The organism is Gardnerella sp. DNF00497B (assembly GCF_049262725.1).
GTDB lineage: Bacteria > Actinomycetota > Actinomycetes > Actinomycetales > Bifidobacteriaceae > Bifidobacterium > Bifidobacterium leopoldii.
This window is the reverse complement of sequence record NZ_CP058400.1, coordinates 875,030-889,407: the sequence shown is the minus strand read 5'-3', so window position 1 is coordinate 889,407 and position 14,378 is coordinate 875,030. Positions and strand designations below refer to the sequence as shown.

The 14,378-nt window shown below is 41.4% G+C and carries 8 protein-coding genes and 1 tRNA gene; 4 read left to right on the top strand and 5 right to left on the bottom strand.

All coding sequences use genetic code 11. From position 1 onward, the window contains the following. Positions 1-22: 22 nt before the first annotated feature. Positions 23-1,384, top strand: coding sequence for a 3-phosphoshikimate 1-carboxyvinyltransferase (gene aroA / locus HXT26_RS03260; RefSeq protein WP_004119323.1), 1,362 nt, complete (start codon positions 23-25; stop codon positions 1,382-1,384). Positions 1,385-1,461: 77 nt separating this feature from the next. On the opposite strand, the gene HXT26_RS03255 is transcribed toward aroA, so the two are convergent. The 3 genes from HXT26_RS03255 to HXT26_RS03245 form a co-directional block, all read right to left on the bottom strand. Beyond that, on the bottom strand, positions 1,462-2,691 hold the full coding sequence (locus HXT26_RS03255; protein ID WP_004106960.1) for an acetate/propionate family kinase: 1,230 nt from the start codon (positions 2,689-2,691) through the stop codon (positions 1,462-1,464). Between the two features lie 150 nt (positions 2,692-2,841). After that, positions 2,842-4,548: a phosphate acetyltransferase gene (gene pta / locus HXT26_RS03250; protein WP_004119325.1), complete on the bottom strand. Its 1,707-nt coding sequence runs from the start codon at positions 4,546-4,548 to the stop codon at positions 2,842-2,844. A gap of 263 nt (positions 4,549-4,811) precedes the next feature. Beyond that, a complete protein-coding gene (locus HXT26_RS03245; RefSeq protein ID WP_004111342.1) occupies positions 4,812-7,289 on the bottom strand; it encodes a phosphoketolase in 2,478 nt (825 codons plus the stop codon). A gap of 401 nt (positions 7,290-7,690) precedes the next feature. On the opposite strand from HXT26_RS03245, the gene guaA reads away from it, so the two are divergent. From guaA to HXT26_RS03230, 3 genes are all read left to right on the top strand, one after another. Then, positions 7,691-9,253: a glutamine-hydrolyzing GMP synthase gene (gene guaA, locus HXT26_RS03240; protein WP_004106945.1), complete on the top strand. Its 1,563-nt coding sequence runs from the start codon at positions 7,691-7,693 to the stop codon at positions 9,251-9,253. A gap of 521 nt (positions 9,254-9,774) precedes the next feature. Beyond that, a complete protein-coding gene (locus HXT26_RS03235) occupies positions 9,775-11,163 on the top strand; it encodes a PTS ascorbate transporter subunit IIC (protein WP_004106942.1) in 1,389 nt (462 codons plus the stop codon). A gap of 210 nt (positions 11,164-11,373) precedes the next feature. Continuing rightward, the gene (locus HXT26_RS03230) at positions 11,374-12,102 is read left to right on the top strand and encodes a GntR family transcriptional regulator (RefSeq protein WP_422111871.1); all 729 of its coding nucleotides are present in this window, start codon (positions 11,374-11,376) and stop codon (positions 12,100-12,102) included. A 100-nt stretch (positions 12,103-12,202) separates the two neighbouring features. Here the strand turns inward: HXT26_RS03230 and HXT26_RS03225 are convergent. Then, a tRNA-Leu gene (locus tag HXT26_RS03225) sits at positions 12,203-12,290 on the bottom strand. 114 nt (positions 12,291-12,404) lie between these two features. Continuing rightward, entirely contained in the window at positions 12,405-14,351 is a 1,947-nt protein-coding gene (locus tag HXT26_RS03220; protein WP_422111870.1) for an FAD-binding protein, read from the bottom strand. Positions 14,352-14,378: the final 27 nt, after the last annotated feature.

Below are 14,378 nucleotides of genomic sequence, written 5' to 3'. Positions count from 1 at the left end.
GTCAATCGATAGTATTCATAGTATGAGTGGTATTAACGATATTGCAGATTGCACTACTTTTTGGAAAGCGCCGTATGCTAATCATCAATTAAAAGCTTATATTGAGGTTCCTGGAAGTAAATCTTTGTCGAATCGTTATTTAATTTTGGCAGCTTTGGGCACAAAACCAGTAGTTTTACAAGGATTATTGCGCTCGCGCGACACGGAGCTTATGATTAGCGCTTTATCTACATTTGGCGTTAGATGTGAGTCATTAAATGAAGATGGAACTAAGCTTCGTGTAATTCCTCCAGAAGACGGAGTTTTTAGGATTCCAGATAATGCTGAAGTGTATTGTGGTTTAGCTGGAACTGTAATGCGTTTCGTTGCAGCTTTAGCTTTATTTGCAAATAAAGCTGTGCGATTTGATGGCGATAAGCAAGCTTATGCGCGTCCTATGAAGCCAGTTCTTGACGGTTTAGAGCAGCTTGGTGCTCGCGTAAAATATCACGAAGAAGAGGGTTTCTTACCTTTTACTATTACGCCGCCTGCGATTGAATCTAGAATAAATGATTTTTCTGAAAAAATTGTGCAAATTGATTCTTCTTCATCATCACAATTTATTTCTGCGCTGCTTCTGATTGGTTCACGTATTCCTGGTGGATTAGAGCTTAAACATATTGGTGATACATTACCAAGTATGCCGCATATTCGCATGACTATGGACGATATTTGCAAAGCGGGTGGGGTTGTAAATATGACTAGCAACGCAATGTGGCATGTTAAAGAGAGCAAAATAGCTTTATCTGATACTGTTACTATAGAGCCTGATCTTTCTAATGCTGCGCCATTTTTAGGAGCATCATTGATTGCTGGAGGAAGTGTCAGTATACCTAATTGGCCGTTTTCTTCAACTCAACCTGGAGGATTGCTTCCTGGAATATTAGAGAAAATGTGCGCAAAAGTTAGTTTTGAAAAAACAAGCGATGACGCTGGAATAATGCATGTGGAAAGCGATGGTTCGATTAAAGCAATTCCGTATCTTGATTTGAGTGCAGCAGGGGAGATTGCTCCTAGTATTGCAGCTATTCTTGCTTTTGCGGACGGTCCAAGTGAACTTCATGGTATCGCGCATTTGAGAGGGCATGAAACGAATCGTTTGCAAGCTTTAGTTAATGAATTGAATCGAGTTGGGATTGGTGCTAAAGAGCTCGAAGATGGCATTCGTATTGAGCCAAGTAATCATATGCATGGGGAAGTAATGGAAACTTATGCGGATCACAGAATGGCAACTTTTGCTGCAATGCTTGGATTACGCATAGAAAATATAAGAATCAAAAATATTTCTACTACTCGCAAAACGATTCCTGATTTTCCAGGAATGTGGCATAGAATGCTTGAATAATAAATAATCCCGAGCCTTTTTGACCCGGGATTATTCATATTTATTTATTTTGTTCTACGCCGTTAAGCGCAAACAATTTAGTGCTCAAACTTGTTGCCGTAGCTATCTTCACCAGCTTCAGCAATGGTTGCAGCCTTGCGCGCAATAGCCAACTCTTCGTTCGTTGGAATCACAGCAATAATCACAGAGCTGTCTGGAGTGGAAATAACGCGTGGCTCCTTAGAACGAACCAAATTCTTTTCCTTATCGAGCTTAACGCCGAATGGCTCAAGCTTTTCGCATACGCGAGCGCGCACAATTTCGTCGTTTTCGCCGACACCAGCTGTGAAGGTAATGACATCAACGCCGCCCATTTGAGCAGTATAGTTGCCAATATAACCAACAATGCGGTGCACGTATACGCCGAGAGCGAGCTTAGCGTTTTCATCGCCTTCTGCGATGAGCTTGTGAATATCACGCAAATCGCCATGACCAGTCATACCCATCATGCCTGAACGCTTGTTGAAGAGAGTGTCAAGTTCGTCCACGTTCATGTGAGCGTTGCGAATAAGGTGGAATACTACAGCTGGGTCAATATCGCCAGTGCGACCGCCCATCATCAAGCCTTCGAGTGGGGTTAAGCCCATAGAAGTTTCGACTGGTTTCCCAGAAATCTGAGCAGAAGCAGAAGCACCGTTACCAATGTGCAAAACAATCTGCTTCAAACCTTCTGCAGGCTTACCGACAACGCTTGGAACAACAGAGCCAATGTATTCGTGAGAAGTGCCGTGAGCACCATAACGACGAATATGATAGCGATCTGCGATTTCCTTGTTCAAAGCATAAGTTGCTGCAACCTGTGGCAAATCATGGAAGAATGAAGAATCGAATACCATAATTTGTGGAACATCTGGCAAAAGTTCAGTCATGACTTCAGCGCCAACAGCTTCTGGACCGTTGTGAAGTGGAGCCAAAACTGCCAAATCCTTAACCTTATTGATTGTCTTTTCATTGACTAATGCAGGCTTAGGGAATGTTAAGCCACCCTGAACAACGCGGTGACCGACAGCAACAATGCCAGACTCTGAAAGCTTTGGACCATATTCTTCGAAGAATCCAAGTACGCGCTTCAAGCCCTGCTCGTGGTCGTGAACTGGCTCATTGAACTCATGCTTTTCGCCATTGAATACGTGCTTGTAGTGGCCGTCAACTGGCTCGCCAATCTTCTCAACGATGCCGGAAGCGATACCTTCACCGCTTTCCAAGTCAACGAGTTGATACTTAATCGAACTGGAACCAGAATTGATAACAAGAACGGTTTTTGCCATGTGGGCATCCTCCATAAGTATTGATAAGGCTTATAAATTGCCACGCTCTAGTTTAGCGTTAAGTTCCTACAAACTTAAAGATATTGAGTGCAATGCAATACCTCAAGGTTACGTACGCACTGTGATGCTGTTTTAGGAGCTTTATTATGTTTATTCTGATTGTGCTTCTAACGCGGTTAAAGCAACGGTATTAATAATATCTTGTACTAAAGCTCCTCTAGACAAATCATTTACAGGCTTATTTAATCCTTGCAAAATTGGACCAACAGCCAGTGCTCCGCTAGAGCGTTGCACGGCTTTATAAGCGATATTTCCTGCGCATAAATCAGGGAATACAAATACATTCACATGACCAGCAATACTATTATTTTTTGCTTTTGCTGCAGCAACTGTAGGAGACCATGCTGCATCAAACTGTATAGATCCAACAATTGCTAAATCAGGTGCTTTTTCTTTCGCAATGCGTGTTGCTTCCTCTACAGTATCAACATCTGGCCCTTTTCCTGAACCAAGCGTTGAATAGGATAGCATTCCAACTTTAGGGTTGAGTCCGAAAGTCTCAGCAGTGTGTGCAGACTGAATAGCAATATCAGCAAGCTGTTCTGCACTAGGATTTGGGTTGATTGCACAATCTGCAAATACAGATACGTGATCTTTGAAGCACATAAGGAATGCTCCAGAAACCAGCTTAGAACCAGGCTTAGTTTTGATAACTTGAAGAGCAGGACGTACAGTGTTAGCGGTTGAATTAACTGAACCAGAAACAAGACCGTCTGCTTGACCTAGTACTACTAGCATGGTGCCGAAGTAGCTTGCATCTGTTAATTGTTCACGCGCTTGCTTTTCTGTCATTCCTTTCTTTGCTCTTAATTCGCAAAGTTTTGTAATCATATGGCTTAGCATTGCTTCATCGTGCATAGATTGGAAACTAGCTTTGCAAAGAGAATTGAGATTTAGTTCTTCTGCTCGAGCAAGAATAGATTCGCGTTCTCCAATGATAATTAGATTTACAATATCACGTTCTAGCAAATAGTTTGCTGCTTTAAGAATACGATCTTCTTCTCCTTCCGGAAGAACTATAGTTTTCTTATTTTCTTTTGCTTTCCCTAATAAACTGTATTGGAAAGCATAAGGTGTAGTTGGAACTTTAAATGGTTGGTGGAGAGCATTAAGAACATCATTTTCTCGAACGCAATTTACGAATGTTTCTAATGAAGAATTTTTAGTTTCTTCATCTATTGGTGGCAAAACCCATAATGGAGTTTGGCTTACTCGGGATGCTTCGTCGTTTGAGTTTGCATAATTCCTAGAGCTATAGTCACGCATTAACTCAGCTCCAAGTTCTGGATCGCAGTTTGTAACAAATACTCCTAAAACTTGTGTGCATGATTTAAGAACGCAAGCATTTGCAGAATCTATAGTTTGTAAAATTTGTTGTGAGTTTCTGCCTTGAGCTGAAACTGTGAGAAAAACAGGTGATGCCAAGTCAGCTGCAACAGTTGCGTCGAAAGAAAACAGTTCTGGATCATATGCTGGGTTTGCGTCACTAGAAACAATAATAGAAGCTTGAGCAGAGGTGGATTGCAACAATTCGTTATAGCGCGCAACGATATCTCCTCGCACTGTGTCTTTATTTGTTCTAACTATTTCTGGAGTTGTTGCAATAACTTGCTCTAATTTCGCTGAAGTATTTGTGATACCCAAAAGTTGTTTAGTAAAAGTGTCATTTGGTTGAGCGCATGGACGAAAAACAGTAGTGCTGTAGTTATTAGACAGAATATGTGTTATTCCGAATGCAACAGCATTTCTGCCGTACATATCTTCGTTGCCGATAATTGTTACATTAATATGCGACACGATGCGTTCTCCTTTGATACTTCGTGTTACTGCTAGGTTTATATTGTTAATGTAAGTTTTGCATTTTGCAATATAAACAAACTTTTTCTATTGTACGGCTTATCTATGTTGTACACGCACAAAATAGTAATTATAAATGTAATTTATTTTGCATATAACTAGTTTTATTGCATTGTTTGTTTTAATACACAAAACGGGAGCCAATCTTTCGATTGACTCCCGAAATGTTTTAGCTAACCAATTTTAGCTTTATCAGCTTAAAACTACTCGTTATCGCCTGCGGTTGCAGCGGTAGCGGTGACAGCGCCTGGCTTATCGGTCTTAACGCCTGGCCATACCCAATCGGTGTAGTCTGGGTGATCAAGACCCTTGTCGACTGCATACTGGAAGGCTTCGAGGCGGAAGTCCTCGAGCTTCTTGATTTCGTCGGCATACTTAGCGGCGTCAACCATGCGCAATGCTTCAGCGGTAAGCTCGTAACGATCCATGTCGTTCACACGAACCATATCGTATGGCGTTGTGGTGGAGCCCTGCTCCTTGTAGCCATGAACGTTGAAGTTATCGTGGTTTGGACGATCGTAAATCAAGCCGCGAACGTCATGTGCATAGGAGTGATAAGCGAAGAGGACTGGCTTGTCAGCAGTGAAGAGCTCAGTGAACTCTTCGTCAGTCAAAGCTTCGTTGTTTTCCTTAGCGGACTGCAACTTGAGCAAGTCAACAACGTTAACAACCTTGAACTTAACGCCAAGCTTGTTCAACTTGTCGGCAGCTGCCATCAATTCCTGCTGTGGAACATCGCCAACACCAGCGAGAACAACCTGAACTTCGTCATTGTTCTTAGCGTTGGAAGCCCACTTCCACTCAGCAGCACCCTTCTCGAGCTCTTCGCGAGCTTCGTCGAGAGTCAACCAAGTAGCAGCTGGCTGCTTACCAGCGAAGATAGCATTAATCATGTTGGTGGACTTGTAAGCCTTTTCAGCAACAGCAAGCAACATGTTGGAATCTACTGGGAAGTAAATGCCGATTACGTGATCGTTGTTGAAGGTCTTGTTCAAGAGCACGGAGGTTACGCCTGGATCCTGGTGCGAGAAGCCGTTGTGATCCTGACGCCATACGTGAGAGGATACCAACAAGTTCACAGAGGAGATTGGCTTACGCCATGGGATCTCACGAACGGTAGCCTCAAGCCACTTTGCGTGCTGGTTCAACATGGAGTCGATAACGTGTACGAAGGACTCGTAGGAGCTCCAGATGCCGTGACGACCGGTGAGCAAGTAACCTTCGAGGAAGCCTTCCATCTGATGCTCGGAAAGCTGCTCGGTGACTTGGCCGGTAACAGCCATGTGCTCATCGACTAAGCCGGAGAGATAGCCAGCATCCCACTGCTTGTTGGTTACTTCGTAAGCAGCCTGCAAACGGTTGGAAGCAGTCTCATCTGGTCCGAAGATACGGAAGGAATCTGGGTTGTTCTTGATGATGTCACGAGTGTAAACACCAAGACGACGGGTAGCTTCGAGCTGGCCCCAGCCGTGACCGAATTCCTTAACTTCCTTGACTTCGTAATCTTCAAGCTTTGGAAGCTTCAAGTCTTCACGAATGCGACCACCGTTGGCGTTTGGATTTTCACCAATGCGGAGTTCGCCCTTTGGCATGAAGGAAAGAACGTCTTCCTTCACAGCGCCCTTTTCATCGAAGAGCTCTTCAGGCTTGTAGGACTTCATCCAGTTCTTCAAAACCTCGAAGTGAGCTTCGGTATCGCGAGCAGATGCCAGTGGCACCTGGTGTGCACGCCAAGAACCTTCGGTCTTCTTGCCATCGATGAACTTCGGGCAGGTCCAACCCTTTGGAGTGCGGAAGATAATCATTGGGTAGTAAGGACGAGTTACATCGTTAGTCTGAGCCTCAGCCTTAATATCGCAAATTTCATCGAAGATAGTTTCGAACATGTCAGCAAAGCGACGGTGGATGGACATATGATCCTCATCGTCGAAGCCAGCAACGAACTCGTATGGTTCATAACCCATGCCGTGGAAGAACTCATGAAGCTCTTCATCGGAAATACGGGAAAGAATTGTTGGGTTAGCAATCTTATAGCCGTTCAAGTGCAAGATTGGAAGCACGATACCATCGGTACGTGGGTTCACAAGCTTGTTGGACTGCCAACCGGTAGCCAAAGGACCGGTCTCAGCTTCACCATCGCCAACGATTGCTGGAACGAACAAGCTTGGGTTGTTCATAACAGCGCCGTAAGCGTGAGAAAGTGCGTAACCGAGCTCGCCACCTTCATGGATGGAACCTGGGGTTTCAGGAGCGAAGTGAGAAGGAATACCGCCTGGGTAAGAGAACTGACGGAAGAACTTCTGCAAACCAGCTTCGTCCTTAGTAATCTTTGGATAGTACTCAGTGTAAGTACCGTCGAGGTAAGACTGAGCAGTACCAGCTGGGCCGCCGTGGCCTGGACCCATGATAATCACGGTGTTCTGCTGGTGATCAGCGATAAAACGATTAATGTGGCCGATAAGGAAGTTAAGACCTGGAGTGGTGCCCCAGTGGCCCACCAGACGATGCTTAACGTCTTCGCGAGTGAACGGCTCCTTCATTAGAGGGTTGCTGCGAAGATAAATTTGGCCGATTGCAAGATAGTTGGCAACGCGCCAGTACTTGTCTACGCCTTCGATAGCTGCCTCGGAAACTGGAGCGTTTAGCTTCTTCCAAGGTGTGCCAATAACAGGACTCGTCATGTGTACTCCTGTACTCAAGCACTTTTCAGTGCAATTTGATCATTACCATTTGGTTATAGAGACTGGAAAACAAATGTATTACAGCTCTTTTTCCATCCGTTTCAGTATAGTGCCAGCGTCTGACTTTTGTTCGTTTGGTTACTTCTTCGTGCATTTGTGTTGAAAAAATGTGTGATTATGTGCGTAAAAAATGAGCCATTTGTATAGATTATGTTATATTTAATGTTCATTTTATACTTTATAGTTAAGCGTTTCGCACAAAAATCTACCAACGTTATTTGCAGTGTTAGACTGTACGTGTAACTTTTGTGTTTAATTTTCGGCGTTTTGTAATTATATAACGTCGCAAAGTTTCACTATTATAAGTTGAATCGTGTTAGAACATATATATAAGGAGAATCATGGCAAAAGGACCAGTGCTTGTCGTTGATTTTGGCGCTCAATATGCTCAGCTTATTGCTCGTCGAGTGCGCGAAGCAAATGTGTATTCAGAACTTGTTCCTCACTCTATGCCAGTTGACGAAATGCTTGCTAAGGATCCTCAAGCTATTATTCTTTCAGGTGGTCCTGCTTCTGTTTATGAACCAGGTGCTCCTGACATTGATCCAAAGATTTTTGAAGCAGGTGTACCGGTTCTTGGTATTTGCTATGGCTTCCAGGTAATGGCTCATGAGCTTGGTGGCGATGTCGATAAAGCTGCACTTGGTGAGTATGGCAAGACTGCTGCAACTATTGATGATTCTGAAGGTTTACTTTCCGGATCCCCATCTGCGCAGAATACTTGGATGAGTCACGGTGTTGCTGTTAAGCGTGCTCCAGAAGGTTTTACGGTTTTGGCTCACACAGAAGGTGCTCCAGTTGCAGCAATGCAAGACGAAAGTCGCAAACTCTACGGTGTGCAATGGCATCCAGAAGTTAAACACACTCCATTGGGTCAGGAACTTATATCTACATTCTTACATAAGTGTGCAGGGCTGGATAATAATTGGAATCCTTCTAATATTATTGAGGATCAAGTTGCTAAGATTCGTGAAGAAGTTGGCGACGCGCAAGTTATTTGTGGTCTTTCTGGCGGCGTAGATTCTGCTGTTGCTGCAGCATTGGTACATAAAGCAATTGGCAATCAGCTTACTTGCGTTTTTGTTGACCACGGTTTGCTTCGTAAAGGCGAAGTTGAGCAGGTTAAGCATGATTTTGTTGAAGCAACAGGCATTAAACTTATTGCAGTTGATGCAGAAGATGACTTTTTGAACGCACTTAAAGGCGTGAGTGAGCCGGAGCGCAAGCGTAAGATTATTGGCGAGAAGTTTATACGCACTTTTGAAAAAGCTCAGCGTCAAGTTATCGAAGAAGCTGGAAAATCTGGAGCAGAAGTTAAGTTCCTTGTGCAAGGCACGCTTTACCCGGATGTAGTTGAATCCGGTGGCGGTGATGGTGCTGCAAACATCAAATCTCATCACAATGTTGGAGGTTTGCCAAAAGATTTGAAGTTTAAGCTTATTGAACCTTTGCGTACTTTGTTTAAGGATGAAGTTCGTGCTATTGGAACTGAGCTTGGACTTCCAGATGAAATTGTTTGGCGTCAGCCATTCCCAGGACCTGGTTTAGGTATTCGTATCGTGGGCGAGATTACACGCGAACGCTTAGCTGTTCTTCGTGAAGCAGATGCTATTGCGCGCGAAGAGCTTTCTAAAGCTGGATTGGATCGCGACATTTGGCAATGCCCAGTCGTTTTGCTTGCTGATGTTCATTCTGTTGGTGTTCAAGGTGATGAGCGTACATATGGTTCTCCAATTGTTTTGCGTCCTGTGAGCTCTGAGGATGCTATGACAGCTGATTGGTCTCGTGTGCCTTACGATGTGTTGGCAAATATTTCTACTCGAATCACGAATGAATGCCGTCAAATTAATCGTGTAGTGCTTGATGTAACGTCTAAGCCGCCTGCCACGATTGAGTGGGAGTGACAGTTTTTGATGAGAATTATTGACCGAAATATAAACATATGTTTATACAGTAAAACATATGTTTATTTTCATTAAAAACTGTAATAATTACTGATTTTTATAAAGCACTTCATGAAAATGGAGTGCTTTTTTCTGTATATTGGTGTGTCGAATTTTCTAAAAACAGGTAAATTTTCGAATTTTATCGATATTTAATGAATATTTTAGTAGTAAATACTGTTGTTTTTAATTGTTTATAATGTTTAAACGATATAATGAATTTTACATGAAACAACAGTATGAGCTGTAACAGTAGTTGTTGGCTGGGTGTAAAAACTGCTGCTCGTAGTAGCTCTTACTACTTTGCTTCATTGCGGAACCGTGAATTTTGTATGTGTAGTTTTACTGTGCTACGAAACTAATCGTGTATTTCGAATAGTTTCGCCTACGGTATCGTTTGCGAAGTTTGTAAGATATTTTTTGCCGCCAATAATTGCGTAAGCCGCTCAAACTATATCGATTAATATGGTAAGGAGAGTTACGTGGACGGCATTCTGTCAGTACTGCTCGATATTTTCAGACAGCCATCTGTTATAGTTGCGCTTATTTCCTTTATTGGGCTTGCAGTGCAAAGAAAGAAATTCTCGGATATTTTGCAAGGATCAATCCGTACCCTTGTTGGTTTTCTTGTTTTAGCAGCTGGTTCTGGAGTTATTACTGAAGCGTTGAATCCATTTGGCAAAATGTTTCAATACGCATTTCATGTGCAAGGCGTAGTGCCGAATAATGAAGCAATTATTGGAACTGTTTTATTGAAGTATGGCTCTGAATCTGCGCTTATTTTCTTCTTTGGAATGATTGTTAATATTATTCTTTCTATTACTTCTCGTTTTAAATTTATCTATTTAACGGGTCACGTAGCTTTCTATATGGCAAGTATGCTTGCTGTTATATTTAATGTTGCTGGTTTTAGCATGTGGGAAGTCCTTTTATGGGGTTCAATTGCTCAAGGATTGTTTACGACAATTTCTCCTGCACTAGTGCAACCATTTATGAAAAAAGCTTCAGGCAAAGATGATGTTGCTTTAGGACATCCTGCTGGTACTGGTGTTGCTTTAGGTGCGTTAATTGCAAAAATTACTGCTTCAAAAAAGCGTCCTTCTAAGTCAACTGAGGATATTAAATTCCCAGCCGCATTGGGATTCTTGCGTGATACAACAGTTCTTATCACGCTTTCTATGGCTGTTATTTATATTGTAGTGGCACTTTTTGCTGGATCTTCGTATGTTGAAACACATTTATCTAATGGTCAAAACTCCATTGTTTTCGTTATGTTGAAGGCTGCAACTTTTGCTGCAGGTGTTTATATTATTCTTGCAGGCGTGCAGATTGTTCTTGACGAAATTGTTCCAGCTTTTAAGGGAATATCGGAAAAGCTTGTTAAAAATGCTCGTCCTGCTTTAGATGCACCAATGACTTTTGGCTTTGCTCCTAATGCTGTTCTTATTGGCTTCTTGGCTAGTTTCTTTGGCGGTTTGCTTGGAATGACGTTTATGGCGATTTTGGGAACGACAATTATTATTCCTGGAATTGTTGCGCATTTTATGGCTGGTGGTGCTGCAGGAGTATTTGGTAATGGTCAAGGTGGAATACGTGGTTGCTTGACTGCATCATTTATTAATGGCCTTTTCATTACTTTCCTTCCGTTGTTCCTTTTGCCAGTGCTTGGCAATTTAGGAAGTGCAAATTCTACATATTCTGATGCAGATTATGGCGTATTTGGTGTAATACTTGGTCACGTAAATATTGTCGGTGGTCGTACTGTTCTAATTTCTGTAATACTTATTGCACTAATATTGTTCTATTCTGTTTCGATATTGATGAATAAACGCGATTCTAATAATTTTGAAAAAGTTGAAGAAATAAAATAAGTAAAGAAAATAAAAATACAATTAAATAATTGTGTAGACATAGATTAAATTCTTTTTACTCATTTTCCTATTTGTTTGTACATTTTATGTTAGGGCTGATAGGATAACAGAGTTATTAGTTTTGCATGAGCCGTTGTTACTATGCTGTGTTTTACACAAACTAGTATCAGCGGCTTTTTCATGCTAGCGCTTAGTTAGGGGAGAGTGATAATGGTCGACGGTGTGCCTAAATATATTGCTGTGCGAGATAATCTACGCGCTCGTATTGATTCTATGGAAGCTAACGAACAATTACCTCCTGAAATTGAATTGTGCAAACAGTACAATGTGAGTCGTATCACTTTGCATGCAGTTGATAATCTTATTACTGAAGGATTACTTGTTCGTGAGCAGGGTAGGGGAACATTTCGAGCTTCTTCAATTATTCATACTTATAATCAGGAAGTGATTTCTGATCGCGCGCAAGGATTTTATGAGCAGGCTTATTCTAATGATGCAAAAGTTAGAATAAAAGTTATTGAAAAAGATGTTATTCACGATGAAGATGCTGCTGCTCGTTTAGGTCTTGATCCAGAAGATGAGTTGATATGTTTGAAACACTTGCGCTATGTTGACGATGTTTTATCGCGTTATAGTGTGATTTATTTGTCTGCTTCGCGTTTTCCTAAAATTTTGACGCATGATTTTTCAGATGATTCGTTAGCTGATTTTTTGTTCAAAGCGTACGCTGTTCAGCTTGTAGAAAATGAGGTGTCTGTGCATGTAGAAGAGCTGTGTGACCGGCTTGCGGCAGTACTGAATGTTGAAGTTGGAACTTCTGTAATTGCAGCTTATTCTACTGTAAAAGATAAGTTTGGCACGATTATTGCTTTTGGTGCAGCTGTTTATACGCCAAATTCTGGCGAGATTCGTTTCCATTTGCATTCAAATGCTGCTTAATTAAATTTTTTAGGGCTAGCTAAGATGATCTTCTTAGCTAACACCTTTTTTGCGTTAGAAAACAATAAAACCTTGCTGGCTTTCCAGCAAGGTTTTTTCGTGTCCGGAGCGGGAGTTGAACCCGCACGCCTGTAACAAATAGGCACTAGCACCTCAAGCTAGCGCGTCTACCATTCCGCCACCCGGACAGGTGTTTTAGACAACAGATAAGACTATAACATCTTTTTTTCTTCTTCGCTTCGGCGTGTTGAAAAAATTACGAATTTTCAAAATATTTATATATGAAAATAGTAATAATAGTTTTAAATTATGCTATTTTCAGTATAAAAATCTCCTTTACTATCTTGTTTAAAATCAATAACATTCACTGGCTTTTTTGCCAAGTTTCCATCAAAGTCAATGAACGAGTGTTGTGGCAATGAAGAAATATCATGTTTTGGATAGTCTCTTCTAAAGAAAGCACCTCTAGATTCATGTCTAGCAAGTGAAGATTGTAATACTGCTTTTGCAAGTAGTGACATGTTCTTTATTTCCCATATTGCAGTAATTTCTTGGTTAAAAACTAAATTATCGCTATGAATGTGTAATGACTGAATTTTAGGATCTATAAATTCTTGTATGTCATTGAGTGCTTTCTTAATTGATTGTTCGTCGCATGATATTGCAACAGCGTTTTCCATGATTTTTCCTAAATCTGCAAATAATTTATAAGGATTATCTTCTTCTATTTGTGAAGATTCGTCGTTATAACTGTTGTCTGTAAAATCTGTAACTTGCTTCGCACTCGTTTCCATAAGCTGATTAAGTTCATTATTTCTTTGTTTATATAAGACTTGTAGTGCAACATTACTTGAGATAGTTTTATTGGTTTCGTTCGTTTCATTGATTTCGTTACTGTTAGTTTCATCATCCTTGTTTAAGTTTTTCAATTCTTTTGCTATTGTTGCTCCTGCGCGATTTCCAAAAAGGCATGCGTCAAGCAAGGAGTTTCCTCCTAATCGATTAGCTCCGTGCACTCCTACACATGAGCATTCTCCGGCAGCGTATAAACCATAAACAATATTTTGGTTGTTATTTTGCCATCTATATACTTTTCCATTCAAAGTTATCGGTATTCCGCCCATTGTGTAGTGAGCTGTAGGGCGAATTGGGACTAAATCGCAAGTTGGGTCAAGATGAGCATATTTTTCAATAGTTTCTGTAACTTGTGGCAAGTATTCTAACATATTTTCTCGGCTGATATGTGTCATATCTAGCCAAACACAATCGTTATGCGAATTGCTTTGTTGCGTAGTTGTTGAATCGTTTACACCTCTTCCTTCGCGAATTTCTTTGGCAATTGCACGAGAAACAACATCTCTTGGAGCTAAATCTGCATGTACTTCATCGTATTTTTTCATAAAAGCTTCGCCATTTGAGTTCCTAAGCACGCCGCCTTCAGCTCTTGCTGCTTCTGAAAGCAGAATGCCAGTATGAGCTAGTCCAGTAGGGTGGAATTGAATGAACTCGCAGTCTTCAAGTTGTAATCCTGCTTTTAGAGCTAAAGCCATGCCATCGCCTGTTAAATCCCACGAATTAGATGTTGTTGCAAATAATCTTCCCGATCCGCCTGTAGCTAAAAGTAAGAATCTAGACCTTATTGCTCGCAAGTTTCCTGCAGATAAATCAAATGCAACAATTCCTTCAACGCTCATAGTTTGATCGTTTATAGCAACATCTGTTACGTAACAATCTTCAGCAAATACAATATTCTCGGAAACACATTGTTGCCATAAGCTATGCAAAATTTGGTGACCAATACGATCTGCAGCAAAAGCCGCACGTTCAATTGGATTCTTTCCAAAATTAGCAGTATGCCCACCAAAACGGCGTTGATTAATATACCCATTTTGCGTTCGAGAAAATGCTACGCCATCATGTTCAAGCTGAATAACTGTTTTCGGCGCTTCTTTTGCAAGTAGCTTTGCTGCATCTTGATCGCTTAGCCAATCTCCGCCATGAACTGTGTCATAATAATGCCATTGCCATTTGTCTTGTTCAACATTTCCAAGGCTTGCTGCTATACCTCCTTCAGCAGAACCCGTGTGTGAACGCAATGCTGGCACTTTAGAAATCACTAAAATTGATGGTGTTTTTCCTCCTTTTCTCATACATGCGTATTCTTCGGATTTAATTAATCCTAGTGCTGCAGATAATCCTGCAGCTCCAGTGCCAACAATAATAACATCGTAGTATTCGCTTGATTGCATACTTTTATTTTCTCACATATCTTGTAT